This is a genomic window from Lentibacillus sediminis (assembly GCF_002763455.1).
Taxonomy (GTDB): domain Bacteria; phylum Bacillota; class Bacilli; order Bacillales; family Amphibacillaceae; genus Lentibacillus_D; species Lentibacillus_D sediminis_A.
In genome coordinates this window covers 26,466-47,301 of the sequence record NZ_NIXK01000003.1, presented here as the reverse complement: position 1 = coordinate 47,301, position 20,836 = coordinate 26,466, and the positions used below count along the sequence as shown (strand labels likewise).

General features: G+C 43.6%; 19 protein-coding genes, 1 pseudogene and 1 riboswitch. Of the genes and pseudogenes, 1 reads left to right on the top strand and 19 read right to left on the bottom strand.

All coding sequences use genetic code 11. The features are described from left to right. Positions 1-5: 5 nt before the first annotated feature. Complete coding sequence (locus tag CEG13_RS07380; RefSeq protein ID WP_100011241.1) at positions 6-1,364, bottom strand: aspartate aminotransferase family protein; 1,359 nt, start codon at positions 1,362-1,364, stop codon at positions 6-8. A 203-nt stretch (positions 1,365-1,567) separates the two neighbouring features. On the opposite strand from CEG13_RS07380, the gene CEG13_RS07375 reads away from it, so the two are divergent. After that, on the top strand, positions 1,568-3,199 hold the full coding sequence (locus CEG13_RS07375; protein ID WP_100011240.1) for a PucR family transcriptional regulator: 1,632 nt from the start codon (positions 1,568-1,570) through the stop codon (positions 3,197-3,199). Between the two features lie 59 nt (positions 3,200-3,258). Here CEG13_RS07375 and mscL read toward each other — a convergent pair whose 3' ends face one another. The 18 genes and pseudogenes from mscL to CEG13_RS07290 all read right to left on the bottom strand — a co-directional run bounded on the left by mscL (position 3,259) and on the right by CEG13_RS07290 (position 20,835). Then, positions 3,259-3,642, bottom strand: coding sequence for a large conductance mechanosensitive channel protein MscL (gene mscL / locus CEG13_RS07370; protein ID WP_100011239.1), 384 nt, complete (start codon positions 3,640-3,642; stop codon positions 3,259-3,261). Positions 3,643-4,078: 436 nt separating this feature from the next. Next, entirely contained in the window at positions 4,079-4,231 is a 153-nt protein-coding gene (locus tag CEG13_RS07365; RefSeq protein WP_100011238.1) for a small acid-soluble spore protein P, read from the bottom strand. 61 nt (positions 4,232-4,292) lie between these two features. After that, positions 4,293-5,642 carry a dihydrolipoyl dehydrogenase family protein gene (locus tag CEG13_RS07360; protein ID WP_100011237.1) on the bottom strand — a complete coding sequence of 450 codons (1,350 nt, stop codon included), beginning with the start codon at positions 5,640-5,642 and terminating at the stop codon, positions 4,293-4,295. Between the two features lie 121 nt (positions 5,643-5,763). After that, positions 5,764-6,696: a manganese-dependent inorganic pyrophosphatase gene (locus CEG13_RS07355; RefSeq protein ID WP_100011236.1), complete on the bottom strand. Its 933-nt coding sequence runs from the start codon at positions 6,694-6,696 to the stop codon at positions 5,764-5,766. Between the two features lie 167 nt (positions 6,697-6,863). Continuing rightward, positions 6,864-7,382, bottom strand: a complete 519-nt coding sequence (locus CEG13_RS07350; protein ID WP_100011235.1) for a GrpB family protein — start codon at positions 7,380-7,382, stop codon at positions 6,864-6,866. 70 nt (positions 7,383-7,452) lie between these two features. Continuing rightward, positions 7,453-7,788, bottom strand: coding sequence for a hypothetical protein (locus CEG13_RS07345; RefSeq protein WP_100011234.1), 336 nt, complete (start codon positions 7,786-7,788; stop codon positions 7,453-7,455). A 147-nt stretch (positions 7,789-7,935) separates the two neighbouring features. Next, positions 7,936-9,313, bottom strand: a pseudogene (locus CEG13_RS07340) (long-chain fatty acid--CoA ligase). A gap of 80 nt (positions 9,314-9,393) precedes the next feature. Then, positions 9,394-10,569, bottom strand: coding sequence for an IS200/IS605 family element RNA-guided endonuclease TnpB (gene tnpB / locus CEG13_RS07335; protein WP_100011233.1), 1,176 nt, complete (start codon positions 10,567-10,569; stop codon positions 9,394-9,396). A 215-nt stretch (positions 10,570-10,784) separates the two neighbouring features. After that, positions 10,785-11,930, bottom strand: coding sequence for a CaiB/BaiF CoA transferase family protein (locus CEG13_RS07330; protein WP_100011232.1), 1,146 nt, complete (start codon positions 11,928-11,930; stop codon positions 10,785-10,787). A gap of 66 nt (positions 11,931-11,996) precedes the next feature. Next, entirely contained in the window at positions 11,997-13,148 is a 1,152-nt protein-coding gene (locus CEG13_RS07325; RefSeq protein ID WP_100011231.1) for a thiolase family protein, read from the bottom strand. Between the two features lie 92 nt (positions 13,149-13,240). Next, a complete protein-coding gene (locus tag CEG13_RS07320) occupies positions 13,241-13,669 on the bottom strand; it encodes a MaoC/PaaZ C-terminal domain-containing protein (RefSeq protein WP_100011230.1) in 429 nt (142 codons plus the stop codon). Between the two features lie 15 nt (positions 13,670-13,684). Further along, the gene (locus CEG13_RS07315) at positions 13,685-14,830 is read right to left on the bottom strand and encodes an acyl-CoA dehydrogenase family protein (protein ID WP_100011229.1); all 1,146 of its coding nucleotides are present in this window, start codon (positions 14,828-14,830) and stop codon (positions 13,685-13,687) included. Between the two features lie 31 nt (positions 14,831-14,861). Then, complete coding sequence (locus CEG13_RS07310; RefSeq protein WP_100011228.1) at positions 14,862-15,629, bottom strand: 3-hydroxyacyl-CoA dehydrogenase; 768 nt, start codon at positions 15,627-15,629, stop codon at positions 14,862-14,864. Between the two features lie 14 nt (positions 15,630-15,643). Then, positions 15,644-16,183: a TetR/AcrR family transcriptional regulator gene (locus CEG13_RS07305; protein ID WP_239984592.1), complete on the bottom strand. Its 540-nt coding sequence runs from the start codon at positions 16,181-16,183 to the stop codon at positions 15,644-15,646. Positions 16,184-16,616: 433 nt separating this feature from the next. Continuing rightward, positions 16,617-17,672: a homoserine O-acetyltransferase MetX gene (gene metX / locus CEG13_RS07300; protein ID WP_239984591.1), complete on the bottom strand. Its 1,056-nt coding sequence runs from the start codon at positions 17,670-17,672 to the stop codon at positions 16,617-16,619. 25 nt (positions 17,673-17,697) lie between these two features. Further along, on the bottom strand, positions 17,698-19,458 hold the full coding sequence (locus tag CEG13_RS07295) for a PLP-dependent aspartate aminotransferase family protein (RefSeq protein ID WP_100011225.1): 1,761 nt from the start codon (positions 19,456-19,458) through the stop codon (positions 17,698-17,700). 147 nt (positions 19,459-19,605) lie between these two features. Then, positions 19,606-19,722, bottom strand: a riboswitch (SAM riboswitch). Between the two features lie 62 nt (positions 19,723-19,784). Then, positions 19,785-19,907: a hypothetical protein gene (locus tag CEG13_RS19225; RefSeq protein WP_275661797.1), complete on the bottom strand. Its 123-nt coding sequence runs from the start codon at positions 19,905-19,907 to the stop codon at positions 19,785-19,787. A gap of 91 nt (positions 19,908-19,998) precedes the next feature. Further along, positions 19,999-20,835, bottom strand: coding sequence for an aminoglycoside 6-adenylyltransferase (locus CEG13_RS07290; RefSeq protein ID WP_100011224.1), 837 nt, complete (start codon positions 20,833-20,835; stop codon positions 19,999-20,001). Position 20,836 lies beyond the last annotated feature (1 nt).

The following is a 20,836-nucleotide window of genomic DNA, read 5'->3' as shown; positions in this document are numbered from 1 at the left end:
TGGTTTTAGATTTCATTATCTTTGAATACTTTTTTTAAAACAGCAATCATAAATTCAACATCATCATCTGTGCTGCTCAATGGAGGACTAATTGTCAAAACGTTATTAAATCCTTGAACCGTATCCCCATTTTTCCCGATAACCAACCCATTTGCTTTGCATTCAGCCAAAATTCTGCCCACTCGAGCAGCTGAAGCAGGTTCTTTTGTTTCCTTATTTTCCACCAATTCAATCCCCATCATAAAGCCAAGACTTCGGATATCCCCAACGTAGGGATGATCCCGCAGTCCTTTTAATTCATTGGTTAAGCGAGCACCAAGTTCTGCTGAACGTTCAACTAAATTTTCATTCTCTATGATCTCAATATTTTTCAACGCAACTGCACAAGCTGCCGGGTTGCCGCCGAATGTGTTGACATGGCGGAAGTGATTCTCAGGCCCCTCTTCAATAAAAGCTTCATAGATTTCTTTTTTCACTGCAGTTATGGAAAGCGGAAGATAGGAACTTGTCAGCCCTTTTGCCATCGTAATGATATCCGGCTTAATTCCGTAATGCTCATGTCCAAACATTTTTCCCGTTCGGCCAAAACCACAGATGACCTCATCGATAATCAGGATGACCTCATATTTGTTACAGATTTCCTGTACCCTTCCCAAATATTCCGAATGAGGTGTGAGAACTCCTCCTCCTGTTATTACCGGCTCTATAATGACAGCTGCTATCGTATCTTTTTGCTCCCAGATGATTTTCTTTTCAAGCTCATCGGCGCATTGTATATTATGTTCTTTGATCGACATCCCTGCAGGCCGCCGATAATTATCAGGTGGGGACACATGTAAAAATCCCGTAGATAATGGCTCAAATTTATACTTTCTCAGCGCCTGCCCGGTAGCGGCTAACGCACCCATCGAGTTACCGTGATAACCCCGGTAGCGGGAAATTATTTTATGCTTGTAAGGATCTCCGGTTTGCCGGTGATATTGCCGGGCCATTTTAAAAGCCACTTCATTGGCATCGGAACCACTATTGGAATAAAAAAACATATACTCATGGCCAAGCATGCTGTTCAGCTTTTCCGCAAGTTCAATCGCCGGTTCGTGACTATTTGTCATTGGCGTATAACTCATTTTCATCATCTGTTCATACCCGGCTTGCGCAAGTTCTTCCCGGCCATATCCAACATTGACACTCCATAATCCGGCCATCCCGTCCAAGTAACGGTTTCCATGCTGATCTGAGATCCAGGAACCTTTAGCCTGTGAAACAATCTTCGGCGGCTTTGTCTTATCATACGGAGAAATATGATGCCACACATTTTGACGGTCTCTGTCCGTCCATGTTTGCTTTTCTTCTACCCTCGCCATCTTTAATCTCCCTTCACTTTACGTGATGTTCATCCATCCTGAAATAAAAGCGCTTACAATAATTGCCTAAAATCAAACCCAAATTTGAATTGACAGTATCTTCACCGTAATTCATAATTCATTATACAGGGATAAATTAATTGTTACATTTTACAATATGTTAAATGATTGCTAATTACTTTTAACATTCTGGGGGAGATAATTTGAAGGAATCATTAAATGTCACGATAGAAGATATCCTCAAAAGAGACAGTTTTTCGAGCGCAAAGGTAATTGGCGGTGAAAGAGGGCTGCATAAAAAGATTAAATGGACACATATCTTGGAAACCAGGGACTTTGAGACACTTATTAATGGCGAGGAACTCATCCTCACTACCGGTATGGGGATTAATTTGGATCAGGATGGTGGACTGCCTTATATCGAAAAATTGATTCAGCGAAAAGCAGCGGGCATTTGTATTGAATTGGGGACAAATATACAAAGCCTTTCACCGGAAATAATACAACTGGCCGATGACCATCAATTTCCCGTCATCGTGTTTGAAGAAACCGTGAAATTCATTGATATTACGCAAGATCTGCATACCTTGATTATCAATAAGCACCATCAGCAGCTAAACCAATTAACTACTTTCGGTGACACATTTAACAAGTTTTCTTTGACACCAAGTGGTATTTTAAAAATTCTTCAGGCATTATATACAAATTTCCGGAAAAACGTATTCCTGTTAACTGATGAAAACACACCCTATTATTATCCGCCAGATTTAATCTATAAGAATAAATCAATACTGGATACGTTAAGAGATAGATTGAAAGATAGGAACCTTGAAGAAAAAGTGATAAAGGTGGATTCATCGTTTTATGCTGTTCTTTCTGTAAAAGGATTAGGACAGACATGGGGCTACTTATGCGTCCAGACAGATAACCCACATCCTGATGACTTTTTATTCTCAGTCATGGATCGGGCAGCACTTTCCATTGCTCAAATTTTCTTGCGTAACAAGACGATCGCAGAAAGAAAGCAAAGTGCCGAAGATGAAATCGTGCAAAACCTTCTGGAAGGGAAGAGCTATGACAGAAGTGATTTTCAGAGTTTGTTCCCTTCACCAAGAAGCAACATGTATTTCAGAGTATTTCTTATCAAAACAAATATTCCCGAGAGAAACATTGATGAAAATGAATGGGAGGAAATCAAATTACAGCGGGCCGTTATTGTTCGTTCGGTTTTGAAGCAATTTGGATTTTTTCCGTCCCTTTCCATTAAAAAAGATGAGATTGCCATCATTGCCTCCTTTATTGCGGAAGAACATTTCAAAGAGGAAACAGAGCGATTCACACAGGTTATTGACCACTTTCAAAGCAGAACGGACAACGAAAACTTTCAGCCAGACAGATACTATTTTGGCGTAAGCAAGGTTTATCAAGATCTGGCAGACAGCTCACCAGGCTATCAGGAAGCAAAAGAAACGCTGATATTACAGGATAGCAATATAACCAATTCCTTTTTTTATGAAGATACGGGAGTATACCGCTTGCTTTTTCTACTGCCACATAACAGAAAAATAGATACTTATATCATGGATCACCTTGGTCCATTAATAACATATGATCACGAAACGAACAGCGAATTGCTGAGGACAATGACTGTGTATCTGGAATGCAATGGTGCAAAAAAAGAAACTGCAGAAAAACTATATATTGTACGGCAAACTCTTTACCATCGCCTCAATAAAATAAGCGAGTTACTTGGGGATGATTTCATGGGCCCTGAGAACAGACTTGCATTTGAAGTCGCCGTGAAGGCTTATAATTTTAAAAAAATAAGGGGCTGACTCAAAAAACTTTTGATTGAGTCAATCCCTACTTTTATCATTACCTTCTATAGAGCATGCTACCGTTCCTTCTGCTCCTTCAACAAATCCCTGATCTCCATTAGCAGCTGTTCCTGCGGATCGACAGTCGGCTCCTCTTCCACTTTCTCATCTTCCTTGCGCTTAAATTTCATCAACAGCCGCACAAAAATAAAAATGGAAAATGCAATTACAAGAAAATCAAAAATCGATTGAATGAAACTTCCATATAAAACCTCGGCATTTCCCACTGTCACACTCAGATTGGAAAAATTGATGCCGCCAAGCAGGATGCCGACCACTGGCATAATGATATTATCCACCAGCGAAGTGACAATGGCGCCAAACGCCCCGCCAATCACCACAGCAACCGCCAGGTCCATCACATTTCCCTTAAAGGCAAATGCCTTGAAATCATTCCACATATGTATCACTCCTTTTTCTCCTCCAATTATACCCAGAAACAGGAAAAAAGACAGCCGTGTGACTGTCTTTTTTGTGTAGATAAGAAATTATAAAGTTTGGGGCGTTATTAATTTCACTTTCAACAACGGCCACGTCCGGCTCCAGCGCCCAGCAACTAGCAAATCTTTACGGTGGGGCGAGCATTTAGCGCAGCCCCAAACTTCACACTCCTCCACTACGATAAGTCAACATCGGCTCGAAGTTAAAGGAAGGCCGACTAAAACCGGCCTTTGCGGCCAACGTCGGCATACCCCTTTTGCAGGGGCATGTTTCCTTTATCTCATTGCGGAAAAGGGAAGTTCGATTAAAACCCCCGCTATGCGCGGCAACATCGAACCACCTGGCATGGCCAGGCGCAGTCTGTACGTTGCTAAGCGGGCGCTTCCACCTTTGTTACTATAATCCATGATGCGGATTATGCTTTTGCCTGGAGTGATTGGCTTGCTTCACCTTTTTCGACCCGCTCAATGGTTCGCCGTATGGCTGCTGCGGGCTTTTCGGCAAATTTGGCCGCTCCTGCTGTTTCGGACCCTTTGGTTTTCCTCCCATGTCTGATGCCTCCCTTCTAAAACTCTGATTAGTTTTTGGGAGCGTGCAGGAAATTATTCATTTACAACATGGATGGAATATCGGAAACGGCTGTCGGGAAGGCATAGGTAACCTTTTTCAAGTCATCTTTTGTGAGCTTCAGCTGAATTGCCATCGCAAAATAGTTAATCAGCTCATCTGCTTCCCCGCCGAGGAGGTGTGCACCTAGAATTTGCCCAGTATCCTTGTCCGTAATTATTTTCACCGCTGCCGTGTCTTCATTTGTATGCTGATAGGTAAAAAAGCTGGATATATCCTGATAATTGATATCCACGTTTTGCCCGGATTCCTTGGCTTCTTCTTCTGTGATGCCGGCCAGCGCCAGCTTTGGAATGCTGAAAACAACAGAAGGGACTCCTGTATAATTCGGCTGCTTTCCGTTCCCGTTCAGCAGATTTTCTGTCACAGCCTCTGCCTCCAGATGGGCGACAGGGGTTAACGGCGAACCAGGAGAATCAGCAGCATCCCCCGAGGCATATACTGCCGGATTGCTGACACTCTGCATGTATTCATTTACTGTCACACCGCTTTTTTCATAGCTGATATTCGCCTGCTCCAGCTGCAGTCCATCCAGTTCCGGAGCGCGGCCGCCGCCATGAACGACCAGATCTCCATTCCAGGAGACTTCTTCATCATTTCTATCTGCTGTCACCTTGTAACTGCCAGCATCTTTCTCGATTTCCTTGACCGAGGAATTCAGATGCACATGGATGCCGACCTGTTCGGATTTCTCTACCAGCTGATTGACAAGATCTTCATCAAAAGCTTTTAACGGCTGATTTCCCCGCTGAATGATATGCACCTCACTGCCGGCTCTTGCCGCAATATGAGCGAATTCAAAGGAAATATAACCGCCGCCGACAAAAATTACCCTTTTTGGCAGCTCATCCAGTTCCATAAATTCATCACTGTAAGTCAGGTATTCCTCCCCTTCGATTGGGAGGGAAACTGGATTCGCACCTGTGGCGATCACGATTTTCTCACCTCTCAAGGCATCATTGCCGACCTGGACCTCCTGCTTTCCGGTAAACCTTGCTTCTCCGTGATAGGTGTCCACACCGGCTTTCTGAAGGCTTTTTTCCGTAGCTTCCGGTACCGGATCGGTGAAGCTGCGTTTGAAATCAATCAGCTTCTTCCAGCTAATCCTGCTGTCAGATTCCAGCCCGCTTCCCTGCATCCGCTCCTGTCTGGCAACCAGTTCCGCAGCACTGGCAAGCACCTTTTTCGGGTTGCAGCCTCGGAGTGGACATGTTCCGCCATATCCGCGGGAATCCACCACCGCTGTTTTCCATCCTGCCTTGCTCATTTTGCCTGCTATGTCTGATCCGCTTGGTCCCACACCAAGAATAATTACATCATATTGCTCTGTCATGTATATGCTCCTTTTATCAACTGTTCTATCCATTTCAATTCCCTTCTGGCACTGATTTAAACAGAACGCGCCGGGCAAGGAACACAAAAATGCCTCCCCATTTAAACAGGGAGGCACATGATTATTTGGTAAATTCGTCCGTCAATACTGTTACAATCTGCTTTTTCCGGGAAACAACGCCTTTCAATAGTGTGCGGCTGTTCTCATCAAGCGGCACACCGAATCCGGACTCGACTTTGCCTTTCTCATTGCCAAGGGCAAGCACTTCCGAATCATTATTCAGGATATCGGTAACCACAAACAGGAACAGATCCAGTTCTTTTTCCGCGATAACTTTACTGATCTCTGTTTCCAGCTCTTCCTGCAGGCCATATACTTTCGCGGTATCGACCGTGTTGACCTGGGCGATTTCCACTTTTGCTTCACCCATGGAAAATTCCTTGGCATCCATGGTGATCAGCTCTTTTACGGTTTTATCGCTTAAATCCGCTCCAGCCTGCAGCATCTCCATACCATATGTCTGCAGCTCCACCCCGGCAATTTTGGCCAGTTCGTTTGCAGCGTCAACATCCTCCTGCGTGCAAGTTGGTGATTTCAGCAGCAGGGAATCCGAAACAATCGCCGAAAGCAGCAGCCCGGCAATTTCTTTCGGCATTTCTACATTATTTTCTTTGCACATTTTATTCAAAATCGTTGCCGTACAGCCAACCGGCTCTGCCCGGAAATACAGTGGTTCTCTTGTTTCAAAGTTAGAAATACGGTGATGATCGACCACTTCGGCAATCCTTACGTCCCCAATATTATCGACACTTTGCTGGAATTCATTATGATCGACCAGAATGACTTCCGCCGTATCTTCACTGACTTTATCAATCAATTTTGGTGCTTCCCAGCCAAAATGGTCAAGGGCAAATTGCGTTTCTTTGTTCACCTCGCCAAGCCGGGCAGCTTCTGCGTCAACTCCTAATTTCTTTTTTAAGTCCGCATAAACCAGCGCCGAAGCAATCGTATCGGTATCCGGGTTTTTATGGCCAAAAATTAACGTTTTACTCATGTGGATTCTCCTTTTCTTTGCTATGTACAGACGAAATTTGTCTAATCTATATGTGAAATTTTATCATACCTTACTGCATCAGACAATTAGAGGCCGTTTAGGAGCTGAGCTACGGTTCCCCCTCAAGAAAACGCAGCAAAAAAGAGTGCGTATGTAAGCACTCCCGATTACCTTGAACTTTGATACCAAATTAACGCTTTTCTTTCAATTTCCAAAACGAACGGTTCTTTCCCCTTAATATAGGATTCCATATCATCAGGAAAACTTCTTGCCAACTCTTCCTTCAAATCGCCATAGCTTTGTAAAGCGTCAGGATGCGTGCCCAGATAGTCGCGGAATGCTAAATGACGTTCAATATCGCCACTGCCCAACTCAAAAACATGCACATGATGGGTTCGATCATCCCCGCCCTTTCGGAAATATCGCCGCCCGGATATTCCATTTTCCCCCAATGGTTCGTAACCAATGCCCATCATCGCCGTGTTAAAGTCATCAACCCGACTAATGTTTTTTACCACTGGCATCATATCAATGACCGGCTTTGCTTTCAGCCCATTTACCGAGGTGCTGCCAATGTGATGAATTTCAATGGTTTCAGAACCAAAAATGCTATGTAACTTGTTGGCCTCTTCCTTAAACATCGCTGGCCAATTGATGTTATATGACGTTACTTCAACCTTTCGCATTCATTAGATCCCCTTTTCCTGATACCAGCGAATAATCCTCCACTTGTCATCTGAACCTTTTTGCCAAGCCTCAATTCAAAGCCCGAACTACTTTTTCATTTTCATTATCGCTAAATGTAATCTCATAAGATGCTGTTGCTTGATTTTCATGTTGTGGGATAATATTTAATCCTGAAAAGTTAAATTGTATTTTTTTGCCCTTGTAGTAATTGGCGGCTTCCTCATTGCCTTCTTTAATATCCTTCACATCTAATTTTTCTACCTTTCCACCTCTTGGCATGTAAAGCCATCCTTGAAAGTCATCGGAATATAACTCATTCATTTCTTTATATTTTCCATTCGCAAATTCCTGATGCAGCTCCATCAGCCTATAAATCTTATTGGATACTTCTTGTTCTATTCTCAAATAAATCCCCTCTATCATATATTATTTCGACAAAAAATCGCTAATTCCTTTTTCCGAGTTAACTCCACATACCATTTTGTTTTGCATAGATATGAATTCAGCCATTTTTAAGGGGAGGGAGAGCGACCTCCCTCCCCAAAAATTCACTTACGACCGTTCAGCCAACTGCTCCTTCACCTGTTCCCGCAATGCCGTTTTAAGGAATTTGCCGACAGACGTTTTCGGTAATTCGTCGATAAACAGCACCTCATCCGGTAACCACCATTTGGCAAATTGCGGCTCCAGAAACTGATTAATATCCTCTTTGGAAACAACACCCTGGTAACTCTCTTTCAATACGACACAAGCAACCGGCCGCTCCTGCCATTTTGGGTCCGGCATAGAAACAACTGCTGCTTCAAAGACAGCTTCATGTGCCATTAAGGCATTTTCCAGGTCGACCGATGAAATCCAATCGCCGCCGCTTTTAATCAAATCCTTCGTGCGGTCAACGATTTTAATGAATCCTTCTTCATCAATCGTTACAACATCACCGGTATGAAGCCAGCCATCATGAAAGGACTCCACGCTCCGTTCATCCCGATAATATTCATCCGCAACCCACGGTCCGCGAATAAGCAGTTCACCCATTTCCTCTCCATCCTGCTTTGCTTCCCTTCCATGTTATAGCTTTTCTTTTCAAGTTCATTCAAGAGTCCCAGCCAAATCGTCGGAACACCCGCGTTATCGTAACTTTTTCCGATTCAATTAATTCAGCAAGTATTTGTGGTGTAGGAGATGGTCCCGGAAGAATCTGTGTAGCCCCCACCCAAGTTGCTGCAAAAGGGGTCCCCCAGGCGTTGGCATGAAACATTGGCACCACCGACACACACACATCTGACTCGGATACGGCTGCAGTATCCGCAAGACTCAGTGCCATGCTGTGCAGAACCAGGCCGCGGTGGGAATACACAACGCCTTTTGGTTTCCCGGTCGTACCGGATGTGTAGCACATGCCAGCAGCGTCGTCTTCAGCGATATCGCTTGAAAATTGATACATATCATCCGCTTGGGCGATCAATTTTTAATAGGAATAGAGGGCTTCCAGATCGTATTCGGGCAAGCTGTCTTCATCTGTCATCACAATAAACGCTTCCACCGTTTCCAATTGATCTTTTACATTTTCCAGCAGTGGAAGAAAACCGGCATCCACCAGCAATACCTTATCTCCCGCATGATTAATAATGTACGTAAGATGCTCCTATGATAAACGGATATTAATCGTATGCAGAACAGCGCCCATCGATGGAATGGCAAAATATGCTTCCAGATGCCGGTGATGATTCCAGGCAAACGTTCCGACTCTGTCGCCTTCACGGACGCCCAATGACTCAAGTGCGCTTGAAAGGGTTCTTGTTCTCGATCCCATTTCCTCATAGGTGAATCGCTGTATGGCGCTACTCGTCCGTGAAATGATTTCTTTCTTTGGAAAGTATTCTTCAGCACGTTCGATTAAAACCACTAATGTTAACGGTGTGTTCATCATGTTGAACTATCCACCACTTAATATCTCACGACTGAAGTGGGGGATTCCTAAGAACACCGGCGTACCCGCCAGTTTTTTTATTAGGCTATCCCTACCGCACCGGCAGTTAAGAGACGAATGGCTTCGTCCCGAAGGTTCAATCCTGCGTTAATATCCCTTTGGTGATGACTTCCACAAGAGATACAAGTCCATTCACGCAAAGCGAGATTTTTAACGTCTTTATTTTTATGACCGCAGCCAGAACAGAGCTGACTACTTGCAAAGTTTTTGCCGACAATGATGACCTTTTTGCCGTACCACTTTGCCTTGTATTCACACATCGTTCTGAACTCGGACCAGGAAGCTTCACTAATTGCTTTGGAAAGGTTTCCATTTTTAAGCATATTGCTCACAGACAAATCTTCCAAGCCGATCACATCGTGGTTTTTGATGAGATAGGTTGAAATCTTGTCCAGGTAATCCTTCCTGGCATTGGCTATCGCTTCATGAATACGCGCGACTTTGACCCGCTGTTTGTTCCAATTGGAGCCGCCTATTGTACGTCTTGAGAGAATGATCTGTGCTTTCGTTAATTTCTTTTCCAATGTGCGGAGCCATTTCGGATTAGAGAATACAGTCCCATCTGAAAGGGTCGCAAAATCTTTTAAGCCCAAATCCACTCCAACTGCCGAATTGGTTTTAGCGAATGCTTGAACTTCTGTTTCCGTTTGGATGGATACAAAGTGCTTTCCGCTGGCATTACGTCTGATGGTGACGCTTATGATACGCCCTTCTACTTCACGACTCTTGGCAAAACGGACAAGGCCCAGTTTCGGTAATTTGATGTGTTTATCCAACACATGAATATTGCCATTTGTTTGCTTGGTACTGTAGGATTGCACCTTGTTCTTTTTGCTTTTAAAGCGAGGTTTTTTATTTTGTTTCCGGTAATAGCGTTGATAGGAGTCAGCTAAGTTTTCCACCGATTTTTGAAGCGAAATACTGTCTACTTCTTTCAGGAACGGGTAATGTTCCTTGAGATGACGGACACCCTTTATGGATTCGTATTTGTCGAAGAAGGGCCCTTTCCATTCGTTTACTGGCAACTGTCCATTTTGTTTCATTTCTTCCACGATTTGCCAATATGTATCCTTCTCTTTCTGTTTCCCCCGAAAGAAGTTGAAGACAAATCGGGAACAACCGATTGTTTTATTGATGAGTTCTACTTGTTTTTCATTTGGATAGATACGAAACTTAAAGGCTTTTTGAACCAGCATCGGATTCCACTCCCTCCATAACGTATGTATGTTCTCATTATATCATAGGGAGGATTTTTTGGCTATCTCCAACTGAAATTTATCTCCCACTTACCGCTGGAGGAATCCTTCACTCGCTTGAAGAGGGAGTCTTCTTTCAGAGGCTGATAAATTTCCCATTTGAATTTAAAATTGGTCAACACGATACCTGCTTTTAGCGCTTCGAATCCTCAAACCTACCCTTTTGTTCCAGAAGTCCTCATTTCCTCCATCATGATTTTCGTATGTTCCCCAAGCTTTGGTGCTTGCCTCAGAATTTTACCAGGTGTTTCCGATAGCTTGATTGGAATTCCTATTTGCTCCATCTCACCTGCCGTTTCATGCGGAACGGTTTGAATCATCTCCCTTGCCATTACTTGCGGGTCTTCCATCATCTCTTCAAACGTCAGCACTGGAGACACACAAGCCTCTAATCCTGAAAATATCTCCAGCCATTCTTCCAGTGTTTTCTGATAGATGATTGTTTGAATCTCGTATTTCAAACGATGCTGCTCATGTAAGGCTGCTTGATGGAGCGCGATAAAATCACTTCTCCCTATTCCATGACAAAAAGCTTTCCAAAACTTTGACTCAAGTGCCCCAACGGAGAGCCAGCGGGCATCTTTTGTTTCATAGACTTCATAACAGGCCAGACCTCCAGCCAGTACTTGCTCCCCTCGTTTTGGGGCTGAATTCTGAGATAAATAGTTAGGTAGTGCTGTCTGCAGCCACGAGATCACCCCATCCATCATGGAAATGTCAATATACTGCCCCTTCCCTGACGATTCTCTTTCAAATAAAGCAAGCAGGATACCGACAGCAGCAGGATAAGCTCCACCCCCGATATCAGCTATTTGTGCAGCAGGCACAACAGGTTTTCCGTCTTTTTCTCCCATCAGATTAAGCAAACCCGCGAAACTGATATAATTGATGTCATGACCAGGAACATTCGCATACGGGCCGGTCTGGCCGTAACCGGTAATCGCGCAATAGACCAGGCCGGGATTTATGCTTTTTAAATGTTCGTAATCGAGACCAAGCCTTTCCATCACGCCCGGCCGAAACGACTCCACCACAACATCCGCTTTTTCAACCATTCCCAGAAATGCTGCTTTTCCTTCTTCTGATTTTAAATCAAGGCAAACACTTTTTTTATTGCGGTTAAGCGAATGAAAGAGCGCACTGTCTTCGTCCACTTTCGGATCATATGCCCTCGCATAATCACCGATTTTAGGATCCTCCACTTTAATCACTTCAGCTCCAAAGTCTGCGAGCAGCATGGTACAGTACGGACCTGGCAGCAGACGGGTTAAATCAAGTACACGAATCGAATTTAGCGGCAAAAAAATATTCCCCCTTTTTGATCTTTTCGGAAAATCAATGCACCTGTAAAGTGTCTCTGTGAACAGTTAATCCAATCGCTCAATAATTGTGGCATTCGCCATACCATGTCCCTCACACATAGTCTGCAGCCCGTAGCGTCCGCCCGTTCTTTCCAATTCATGCAGCATTGTCGTCATTAGGCGCCCGCCACTGGCGCCAAGCGGATGGCCAAGTGCAATGGCGCCACCATTTGGATTCAATTTTTTCGGATCGGCACCGGTTTCCTTCAGCCAAGCCAGCGGTACAGAAGCAAATGCCTCATTGACTTCAAAAATATCGATCTGATCAATCGTGAGGCCTGCTTTTTTTAGCACTTTTTCCGTTGCAGGAATTGGTCCTGTCAGCATTAACGTCGGATCGGAACCAACAACAGAGCGGGCAACCACACGGAATCTTGGTTTCAACCCAAGTTCTTCAGCCTTTTCACGTGACATTAAGAGAAGAGCCACGGCACCGTCACTGATCTGACTGGAGTTCCCGGCTGTTATGCTTCCATCTTCCCGGAATGCCGGTTTCAGTCCGCCGAGCTTTTCCAAACTCGTATTGTCCCTCGGTCCCTCATCATCTTTTACGACCGTTTGTGTCCCATCAGGCAGTGTTACTTCCAAAGGCATAATTTCTCTTTCAAAACGCCCATCATTTCTGGCAGCAACCGCCTTTCGATGACTTTCCAATGAAAATTCGTCCATTTGTTCACGACTGAAGCTCCACTTATCGGCGATTCGGTCTGCAGATAATCCCTGGTTTATGATTTCATATTTGGACGTGAATGCCTCACTCAATTGGACTCCCTGCATATTCGAGCCCATTGGCACACGGGACATGTTCTCAATTCCGCCTGCAACGACAACATCCATATCTCCACTGATAATTGCTTGCGCGGCAAAGTGCACAGCCTGCTGACTCGACCCGCACTGGCGGTCAATGGTTGTCCCTGGCACTTCTACCGGATAACCTGCAATTAATGCCGCCTGTCTTGCAATATCAAAAGCCTGCTCCCCTACCTGTGACACACAGCCGTAGATCACATCCTCCACGAGCTTCGGTGAAATACCTGCTCTTTTAACAATCTCCTCTAGCGGCTTTGCTGCCAGATCTTCCGCGCGAATTCCGCTAAGGATTCCGTTGCGTCTCCCAACCGGTGTTCTGACAGCTTCTACTATTACTGCTTCGGGCATCGTTATCATCCTTTCTTTTCATAGATTTTTATTGGGTGTCCTGCGTGTTGCAACACAGTTTATCATTTTGTAAACCCTTTCAAAAAAATCGATCACACACTTATATATACATTTGTTTTGCAGATTAATACTTCCTCCTCCTTCTGATTTCTAATATTAATCTCGATTGTTAAAAGCCCTCGTTTTCCATCTGCAGCCTTCTTTTTAGCAGCGACAATGAACTTGCCTGACAGCTGGTCATCCGCTCGAACAGGCTTTTTCCACCTGATTTTGTCAGCACCAACACCGCCGAGGCAGTCTTTTCCTAGGATGTCCATCTTGATCCATTCCGCCCAGACAACGGCCAGTGTATGAAACCCCGAGGCAATCAGCGAGCCAAACGGACCTTCTTCAGCAGCATGCTCATCCACATGAAAGTATTGTGGATCATACTTCTTTGCAAATTCCAGGATATCTTCCTTTGAGACAGTGACTGGATTTGTAGAATACGTATCGCCGATAGAAAACGCATCAAATTTCACTTTACTTCGCCTCTCTTATAATCCCATATTCTTTGCAATAATGACTTTCATAATTTCATTGGATCCTGCATAAATTGAGGAAACTGCTACATCGCGATACCTTCTCGCAATCTCATACTCTTCCATATAGCCGTAGCCACCATGCAGCTGCATACATTCCGCTGCCACTTTCTTTGCCAGATCTGTCGTCCACCATTTCGCCATGGAAACTTCTGTTACGACATCTTTCTCCGAAACATGATCTTCTATCAATCTGTCGATAAATGTCCTGCCGATTTGAATTTCCGTTTTCAGCTCCGCAAATTTAAACTGGGTATTCTGAAACTGGCTGATATTCCGGCCGAATGCCTCTCGCTGTTTCACATAATCCATTGTTAACTCTAGCATGATTTCCGCTGCTGTTATACTCTGAATCCCCACCATTAATCGTTCCTGCTGCAGCTTTTCCATCAAATAATAAAAACCTTTTCCTACCTCTCCCAGTAAATTCTCGGCTGGTACACGGACATCCTCGAAAATCAGTTCACATGTATCATTTGCATGCTGTCCGACTTTCTCAAGCTTTTTCCCTTTTGTAAATCCTGGAGTGCCCGCTTCGACGACAAACAGACTAATCCCTTTATGTGCTGGTTCCGCTTGCGGGTCTGTTTTACAAACAACGACAGCTAAATCAGCGGTATGTCCATTGGTGATAAACGTCTTTTCCCCGTTTATCACATATTCCTCGCCATCTTTGATTGCAGTTGTTTTGATGGCGGCCAGATCCGAACCCGCTCCCGGCTCTGTCATCGCAATTGCTGAAATTAACTCTCCCGTTATCGCTCCGGGCAGCCAGCGTTCCTTTTGAGGTTCCGTGCCAAAGGATTCGATATACGGCATCACAATATCATTATGCAGACCAACCCCGACCATCGCTGTGCCGACCCGCTCAAATTCCTCATTTATCGCAACGGAGTAGCCAAAATCGGCCGCAAAAGCACCGTATTTTTCACCCGCCCACGGACAAAGAAAACCTTGTTCGCCTGCCTTTTTCCAAAAAGATCTCGGAACCTGCTGATCTTTCTCCCATTGATCAAAATAAGGAACCGCTTCCTTCTCAAGAAACTTTCGTAAGGAACGACGGAAAATATCATGCTCTTCCTTTAAAAAAGAACGTTCCATGTAAAGACCTCCCTGTATTAAAAATTCATCTTTACCTCGGCTGCATGCGAATTGCTCCATCCAACCGAATCGTTTCCCCGTTTAACATGGGATTTTCAATAATGCTGCTGGCAAGGAGCGCATACTCTTCGGGATAACCTAAGCGTGATGGAAACGGTGTCATTTCTCCCAATGCTTTACGTGCCTTATCCGGCAGAGAGGCAAATAATGGTGTCTCAAACAGTCCTGGAGCAATGGTCATCACCCTGATTCCAAGTGAAGAAAGATCCCTGGCAATCGGCAATGTCATGCCGGTGATTCCACCTTTTGAGGCACTGTAGGCAGCCTGGCCGATTTGTCCGTCAAATGCGGCAACCGATGCGGTGTTAATGATCACCCCACGCTCGTCGCTCTCATTCGGTTCATTTTCAGCCATTTTCTCAGCGGCAAGCCGAATGACATTGAAAGTTCCGATTAGATTAACCTGTATAACCTTGGAAAAAGAATCCAGTCTATGTACTCCCTTTTTACCAAATGTCTTTTCTGCAGCACCGATCCCCGCACAATTGACGAGCACATGAAAATTTCCGACCGTCTCCACAGCCTTATCAAGCGCTGCCTGCACACTGGATTCATCCGTTACATCTGTTTGGAAAAAATATGTATTTTCTCCCAGTTCTTCAACTAGCGTTTGGCCCTTTTCTTCAGAGAGATCCAAAATAACAGCTTTCCCGCCTTCTGAAACGATCTTTCTCACCGTAGCTTCACCCAGGCCTGATGCACCGCCTGTAACGAGAGCGGTAATGTTTCCGATTTTCATTTGATCCCCTCCCATTATTTTTTAATAAGAATGCGCAACAAGTAATCAGAAATGGATTGGGCGATTTCCGTTTTATCTTTTTTTCCATCAGCCGAATACCATTGTGTCACCCAGTTCATGGCACCCAAGATAATGTTTCGTACGATTTTCACATCCACTGAACTAAATACATCCGCTTCTATTCCTTCTGCGATTAACGCATCAAAACATGCCCCATACTCATCCCTCAGCCGAAAAATCTTCCCTAACTGCTCATTTGAAAAAATATGTTCCGGCTTTACCATCATTTCAAATCCGGATCTTTCGCTAAGCAAATAATCGATATGAACAATGATGGCTTTTTGCAGTTTTTCAACCACCGGCAAATCCTGCTGTATTACCGTTTCGATATTCTCCAGACTTTTTTCTAAAAGCATAATCTGACTTTGATATAACAGATCCTGTTTATCATTAAAATAGTAGTAAACAGACCCTTTCGTCATTAAAAGGTTTGATGCGACCTCCTCCATTGTGGTCCCATGATAGCCCTTTTCAGATAAAACACTTACAGCCATTCGCAATATATCCTCTTTCTTCTTAGCTGTTTTCCTCTCTCGCAAGGACATTTTGCTCACTTCTTCCATCTAGTCTAACTTGTCTGTAATTTTAATCATTTAATTTTTGACTGTCAAGTAAGTTTTCTAAAATATTTTAATTGAAGTAGAACTCTTTTAAAACACAAATCTACCTGCTGCAATATGTATCTGCAACAGGTAGATTTGTCTCTTCTTTATCGTTCACTAGCTTTGCATTAATTGAATTTAATAGTATCAAGTGCAATCATTATACCAGCTGATAACCTTATTTTTATTCTACGAGTATTCCATATTTCCCTCTGTTTCGTAACCACTGTCAATCATCCTAATGTTAAACTAATCAATTTGACTAATATTCTTCACGACAGGCATCATATCAATGACAGACTTCGCAGTGCAATATTTATTGGTTTCATTGTCCGCCTCCCCGATTCAGAAATTCACGTACGATATATCCCCATTTTTCATATTCGGTCAAAAACCCGTCATGGCCAAAGTTTGTTTCGATATGATGGCAGGTGTTGTTAGGCAATATATCCGCGAAGCTTTTTATCCGTTTTGGTTCATAGATTAAATCTTTATCATAACTCAAAAGAAGCGTAGGTTTCTGAATTTGTGAAGCTGCTTCCTGCCAGCCGCCACGGCCCTGCCCGATATCATGCCGGTTCATGGCATCGAGCAAATAAAGGTAACTATTCGGATCAAAGCGATTGATGAGTTTTTGCCCCTGATGGTTCAGATAAGATTGAACATCAAAATCATCATCTCTTTGTTTCCGGTCAAATCGTTCGGCAAATAATTCAGGTGTGCGATACGTTATCAAACCAATCATCCGGGCGAGTGCCAATCCATTGATGGTGTCATCCGGTGTATAATTCCCGTCATTCCAATGCGGATCCTGTTTGATGGCGGTACTGGCAATATGGTTGAATGCAATCCCATAATCTGAAAAAACGGGCGTTACTGCCAGCGCAATGAGCTCCTCCATCATATCAGGGTATAATAATCCCCATTCAAGCACTTGCATCCCGCCCAGTGAGCCTCCGATAACCGCCTTTAGCCGTGTAATGTTTAATTGTTGTAATGCATGATATTGGGCATGCACCATGTCACGGACAGTAATTGCGGGAAAACCACACCCGTATGTTGATTTCGTTTCGGGATTGATGGAGGCGGGGCCCGTGGAACCGTGACACCCGCCAAAAACATTAAACGTCAATACTTGATAATGGTCTGTGTCAATATATTTATCCGATCCGACTAATCCACGCCACCATCCAGGGTTATCGGCAATTCCAACGGCAACATGATTTCCTGTCAGTGCATGGCAATTGAGGATAACTGGTGCATCGGCCGGTCCAACCCGTTCATAGCGTAATGTCACCTCTTCAAGTGTTTCTCCCGAGGTAAGACGGAGCGGACCGAATGAAACATCTGCTGTTTTTGATATAAACGTTTTGGTTTTCAAAATAACCGCTCCTCTAAAGTCGGGATTATGCTTCAACAAGAACGCTCTCAGTACCATTGCTGCGAATACGAACTGCTTCTGAGTAGGGATTTTTATTGGAAATGACTGTTATCCCGGCAGCTTTCGCGTTCTCAAGCGTTTGATCTGCAGCTTGCGGATTTTCCACCCACAGGATTTTTCCGTCCTTGTTGATAAATTGTTCAATTGTTTCCGGTGGCAGTGCATTGTCATTCACCAGCACCGCGTCGATGGAAAACGGAACATCCGCTAATTGGGCATAGGATTGTTCGTTTAAAATGTCCCCTTTGGAAGAATCTATCGGCACAACGTTAAAGCCAAGTTGCTGCAGCTGCTTGGTTCTTTTGTAAAACGAACTGCTGGAATCATTCAAGCCCACAACAGCGATTGCCTTTTTACGGATATCACCATTTTCACGGTCGAATGGGGAGGACAATAACCAGTTAATCACATCATCTTCGGTTTGCTGAATAGTTATTTTCTCACCGGTTGCCTTGGCAATTGCCTGATCAAGATCAGCCAGGGTATCTTTCGTTGATTCAAGTCCGATTGATAGTCGAACCAATTCTTCCGATACACCGCTTTTAACCAAGTCCTCTGCACTCAACTGCTGGTGCGTTGTTGAGGCAGGATGGATAATAAGTGATTTCGCATCCCCGACATTGGCAACATGTGACCACAGGGTAATACCGTCAATTAATTTTCTACCCGCATCACGGCCGCCTCTGATACCAAAAGTTATGATCGATCCAAAGCCATTCTGTAAATACTTTTTAGCCAGGTTGTGGGATGGGTGGTCAACCAGGCCTGGATAATTAACCCATTCGACTGCCGGATGATTTTCCAGGAATGCTGCAACTTCTTCGGCATTTTTGCTATGACGTTCCATTCGAAGGTGCAATGTTTCCAATCCCTGCAGCAGGAGGAACGCATTTTGCGGACTCAGGCAAGCACCGATATCGCGCAATAATTGAACACGCAGTTTGGTTGCAAATGCTGCCGGACCGACATCGACAAAGCGCAGCCCGTTATAGCTCGCATCCGGTTCGGTGAATCCAGGAAATTTACCGCTTCCCCAATCAAATCGACCGCCATCAACGACAACTCCACCAATTGCTGTACCATGTCCGCCAATCCATTTCGTTGCCGAGTGGACGATAATATCTGCTCCCCACGACAATGGTTTTGTTACATAAGGTGTTGCGAACGTATTGTCAATAATGAGTGGGATACCATTGTCATGTGCAATTTCAGCAACTGCTTCAACATCCAGTACATTAAGACTTGGGTTTGTGATAATTTCACCGAAAATGGCTTTCGTTTTATCCGTAATTGCACCCCGAATACTTTCAAGATCTGTTCCGTCGACCAATTTCACATCAATACCATATTTTGGCAGTGTATTGGCAAACAGGTTGTAGGTACCGCCATAAAGATTGCTGTCAGCGATAATCTCATCACCACTGCCTGCAAGGTTTAAAATTGTCAATGTAATAGCAGACATTCCGGATGATGTTGCCACTGCAGCTACCCCGTCCTCGAGTAAAGAAATCCGTTGTTCAAATGCATCGACTGTCGGGTTCATAATTCGTGAATAGATATTGCCTGGTTCTTTTAGACCAAAAAGATTTTGCGCATGCTCGGTGTCATTGAAAACATAGGAAGTAGTCTGATAGATAGGGACCGCACGTGACCCTGTTGTCGGATCAGGTTCCTGACCACCGTGCAATAATTGTGTTTCCTGGTTTTGAAGATGAAAGTTTGACATAAAAATATTCCTCCTTTGATTTTTTGTTCCAATAATAAGCTTGGATTATTTTGCAATCGCATAACCGCAATAGCTTTTATCTGGAGGAAGAGGAGTAAACAAAAAGCCCTCTTCCTAAGAAGAGGGCGTTGTATGTAACGAGGCCTCCTCTTATCTTCCAGATCACTCCTGACCTGTAGGATTTAGCACCTTCTTAAGCAATCGTTCTGCTTTTAGGTTGCCGGGCTTCACAGGGCCTATTCCCTCCGCCACTCTTGATAAGAGATTGAAAATTATTAAGTTTAATGAATATTATATACTTGGTGTTTGGTATATGTCAAGATGTTTTAAGGACTTTTTTTTAAAATGGGCTGTTGCTTAACATCGTGGTGGATATATTCTTCCTTTGGTTCGTAACCAATACCAACCATCCTCATGTTAAACTCATCAATTGGATTAATATTCTTCACGACAGGCATCATCCTAAGCGTTTAGACCAAGAGATTTATGCTGGATTTGCACCTTTTAATTGAATAAGGAAAAATCCGGTAGTTAAAGCGATCATACAACCTGCCCTATAATTTTGTTTACCCAAGCAGGGTTTTCTTCCACTTCTAATTTATTACAAAGAGATCTATGAACATCTTTAAACTTCATAACGATACTCTTCATAACTCCTGTGATTTCCATCGTATTTCTTCCACATTCCCAACTCTTAAGCATGGATTGTTGCCAATCCTCTAAACCACTTCTTTCAGCTTCATATTTCGCCCAATCTCCAAAAGCATTTGGTTGGAGTCCTTTATCCATATACCAAGCCATTGCCATAGACAAACGCAAATTATCAATGCAATCCAAAGCGTAATAATATTCTTCTCTCCTAACTCTTCTGTAGGTTTCGTGTAAATAGGCAAAAAACTTCATTCTCCAAAGCTCAAATTCTTCGAGTGATGGTTTATACGTTAGATTCATTGATTTATCCAGAACACCAGACATCAATTCATTGGTATCTTTTATCACTTTAATATTTTTCAGCCAAATTGATGGGTGAAAATCATTAGGCTTATAATAAAAAATATCCACTTTTACAAAGCAATCATAGTGAATAACAGTGTAAATCGAGAATGGATTTGCATCTTCAATAAATAGAACATTTCCCCAGTTATTGGGACGAGTGTTTTTGTTGGAAATGTACTCTTTTATTTTTTCAGGCTTAACAACAATTCTAAGGTCGATGTCGGAATATAGATCCGTATTTTCGCTTCCAATTGAACCGCCATAAAAGACTGCTAAAACATTATCATCATTTAATAGATCAGTTTCAATTGATGTTAAAAGTTCCCCTCTGTAATATGGTAATCGTAAATCTCTCTGTTCAAATTTACTTACAAATCCCACA

Bases quoted from the DNA above. Each gene is read 5' to 3' on its own strand.
- CEG13_RS07380 (WP_100011241.1), bottom strand. From the start codon at position 1,364: ATGGCGAGGGTAGAAGAAAAGCAAACATGGACGGACAGAGACCGTCAA.
- mscL (WP_100011239.1), bottom strand. From the start codon at position 3,642: ATGTGGAATGATTTCAAGGCATTTGCCTTTAAGGGAAATGTGATGGAC.
- CEG13_RS07365 (WP_100011238.1), bottom strand. From the start codon at position 4,231: ATGGGAGGAAAACCAAAGGGTCCGAAACAGCAGGAGCGGCCAAATTTG.
- CEG13_RS07360 (WP_100011237.1), bottom strand. From the start codon at position 5,642: ATGACAGAGCAATATGATGTAATTATTCTTGGTGTGGGACCAAGCGGA.
- CEG13_RS07355 (WP_100011236.1), bottom strand. From the start codon at position 6,696: ATGAGTAAAACGTTAATTTTTGGCCATAAAAACCCGGATACCGATACG.
- CEG13_RS07350 (WP_100011235.1), bottom strand. From the start codon at position 7,382: ATGCGAAAGGTTGAAGTAACGTCATATAACATCAATTGGCCAGCGATG.
- tnpB (WP_100011233.1), bottom strand. From the start codon at position 10,569: ATGCTGGTTCAAAAAGCCTTTAAGTTTCGTATCTATCCAAATGAAAAA.
- CEG13_RS07325 (WP_100011231.1), bottom strand. From the start codon at position 13,148: ATGCCCGAAGCAGTAATAGTAGAAGCTGTCAGAACACCGGTTGGGAGA.
- CEG13_RS07315 (WP_100011229.1), bottom strand. From the start codon at position 14,830: ATGGAACGTTCTTTTTTAAAGGAAGAGCATGATATTTTCCGTCGTTCC.
- CEG13_RS07310 (WP_100011228.1), bottom strand. From the start codon at position 15,629: ATGAAAATCGGAAACATTACCGCTCTCGTTACAGGCGGTGCATCAGGC.
- CEG13_RS07305 (WP_239984592.1), bottom strand. From the start codon at position 16,183: ATGGCTGTAAGTGTTTTATCTGAAAAGGGCTATCATGGGACCACAATG.
- CEG13_RS07295 (WP_100011225.1), bottom strand. From the start codon at position 19,458: ATGTCAAACTTTCATCTTCAAAACCAGGAAACACAATTATTGCACGGT.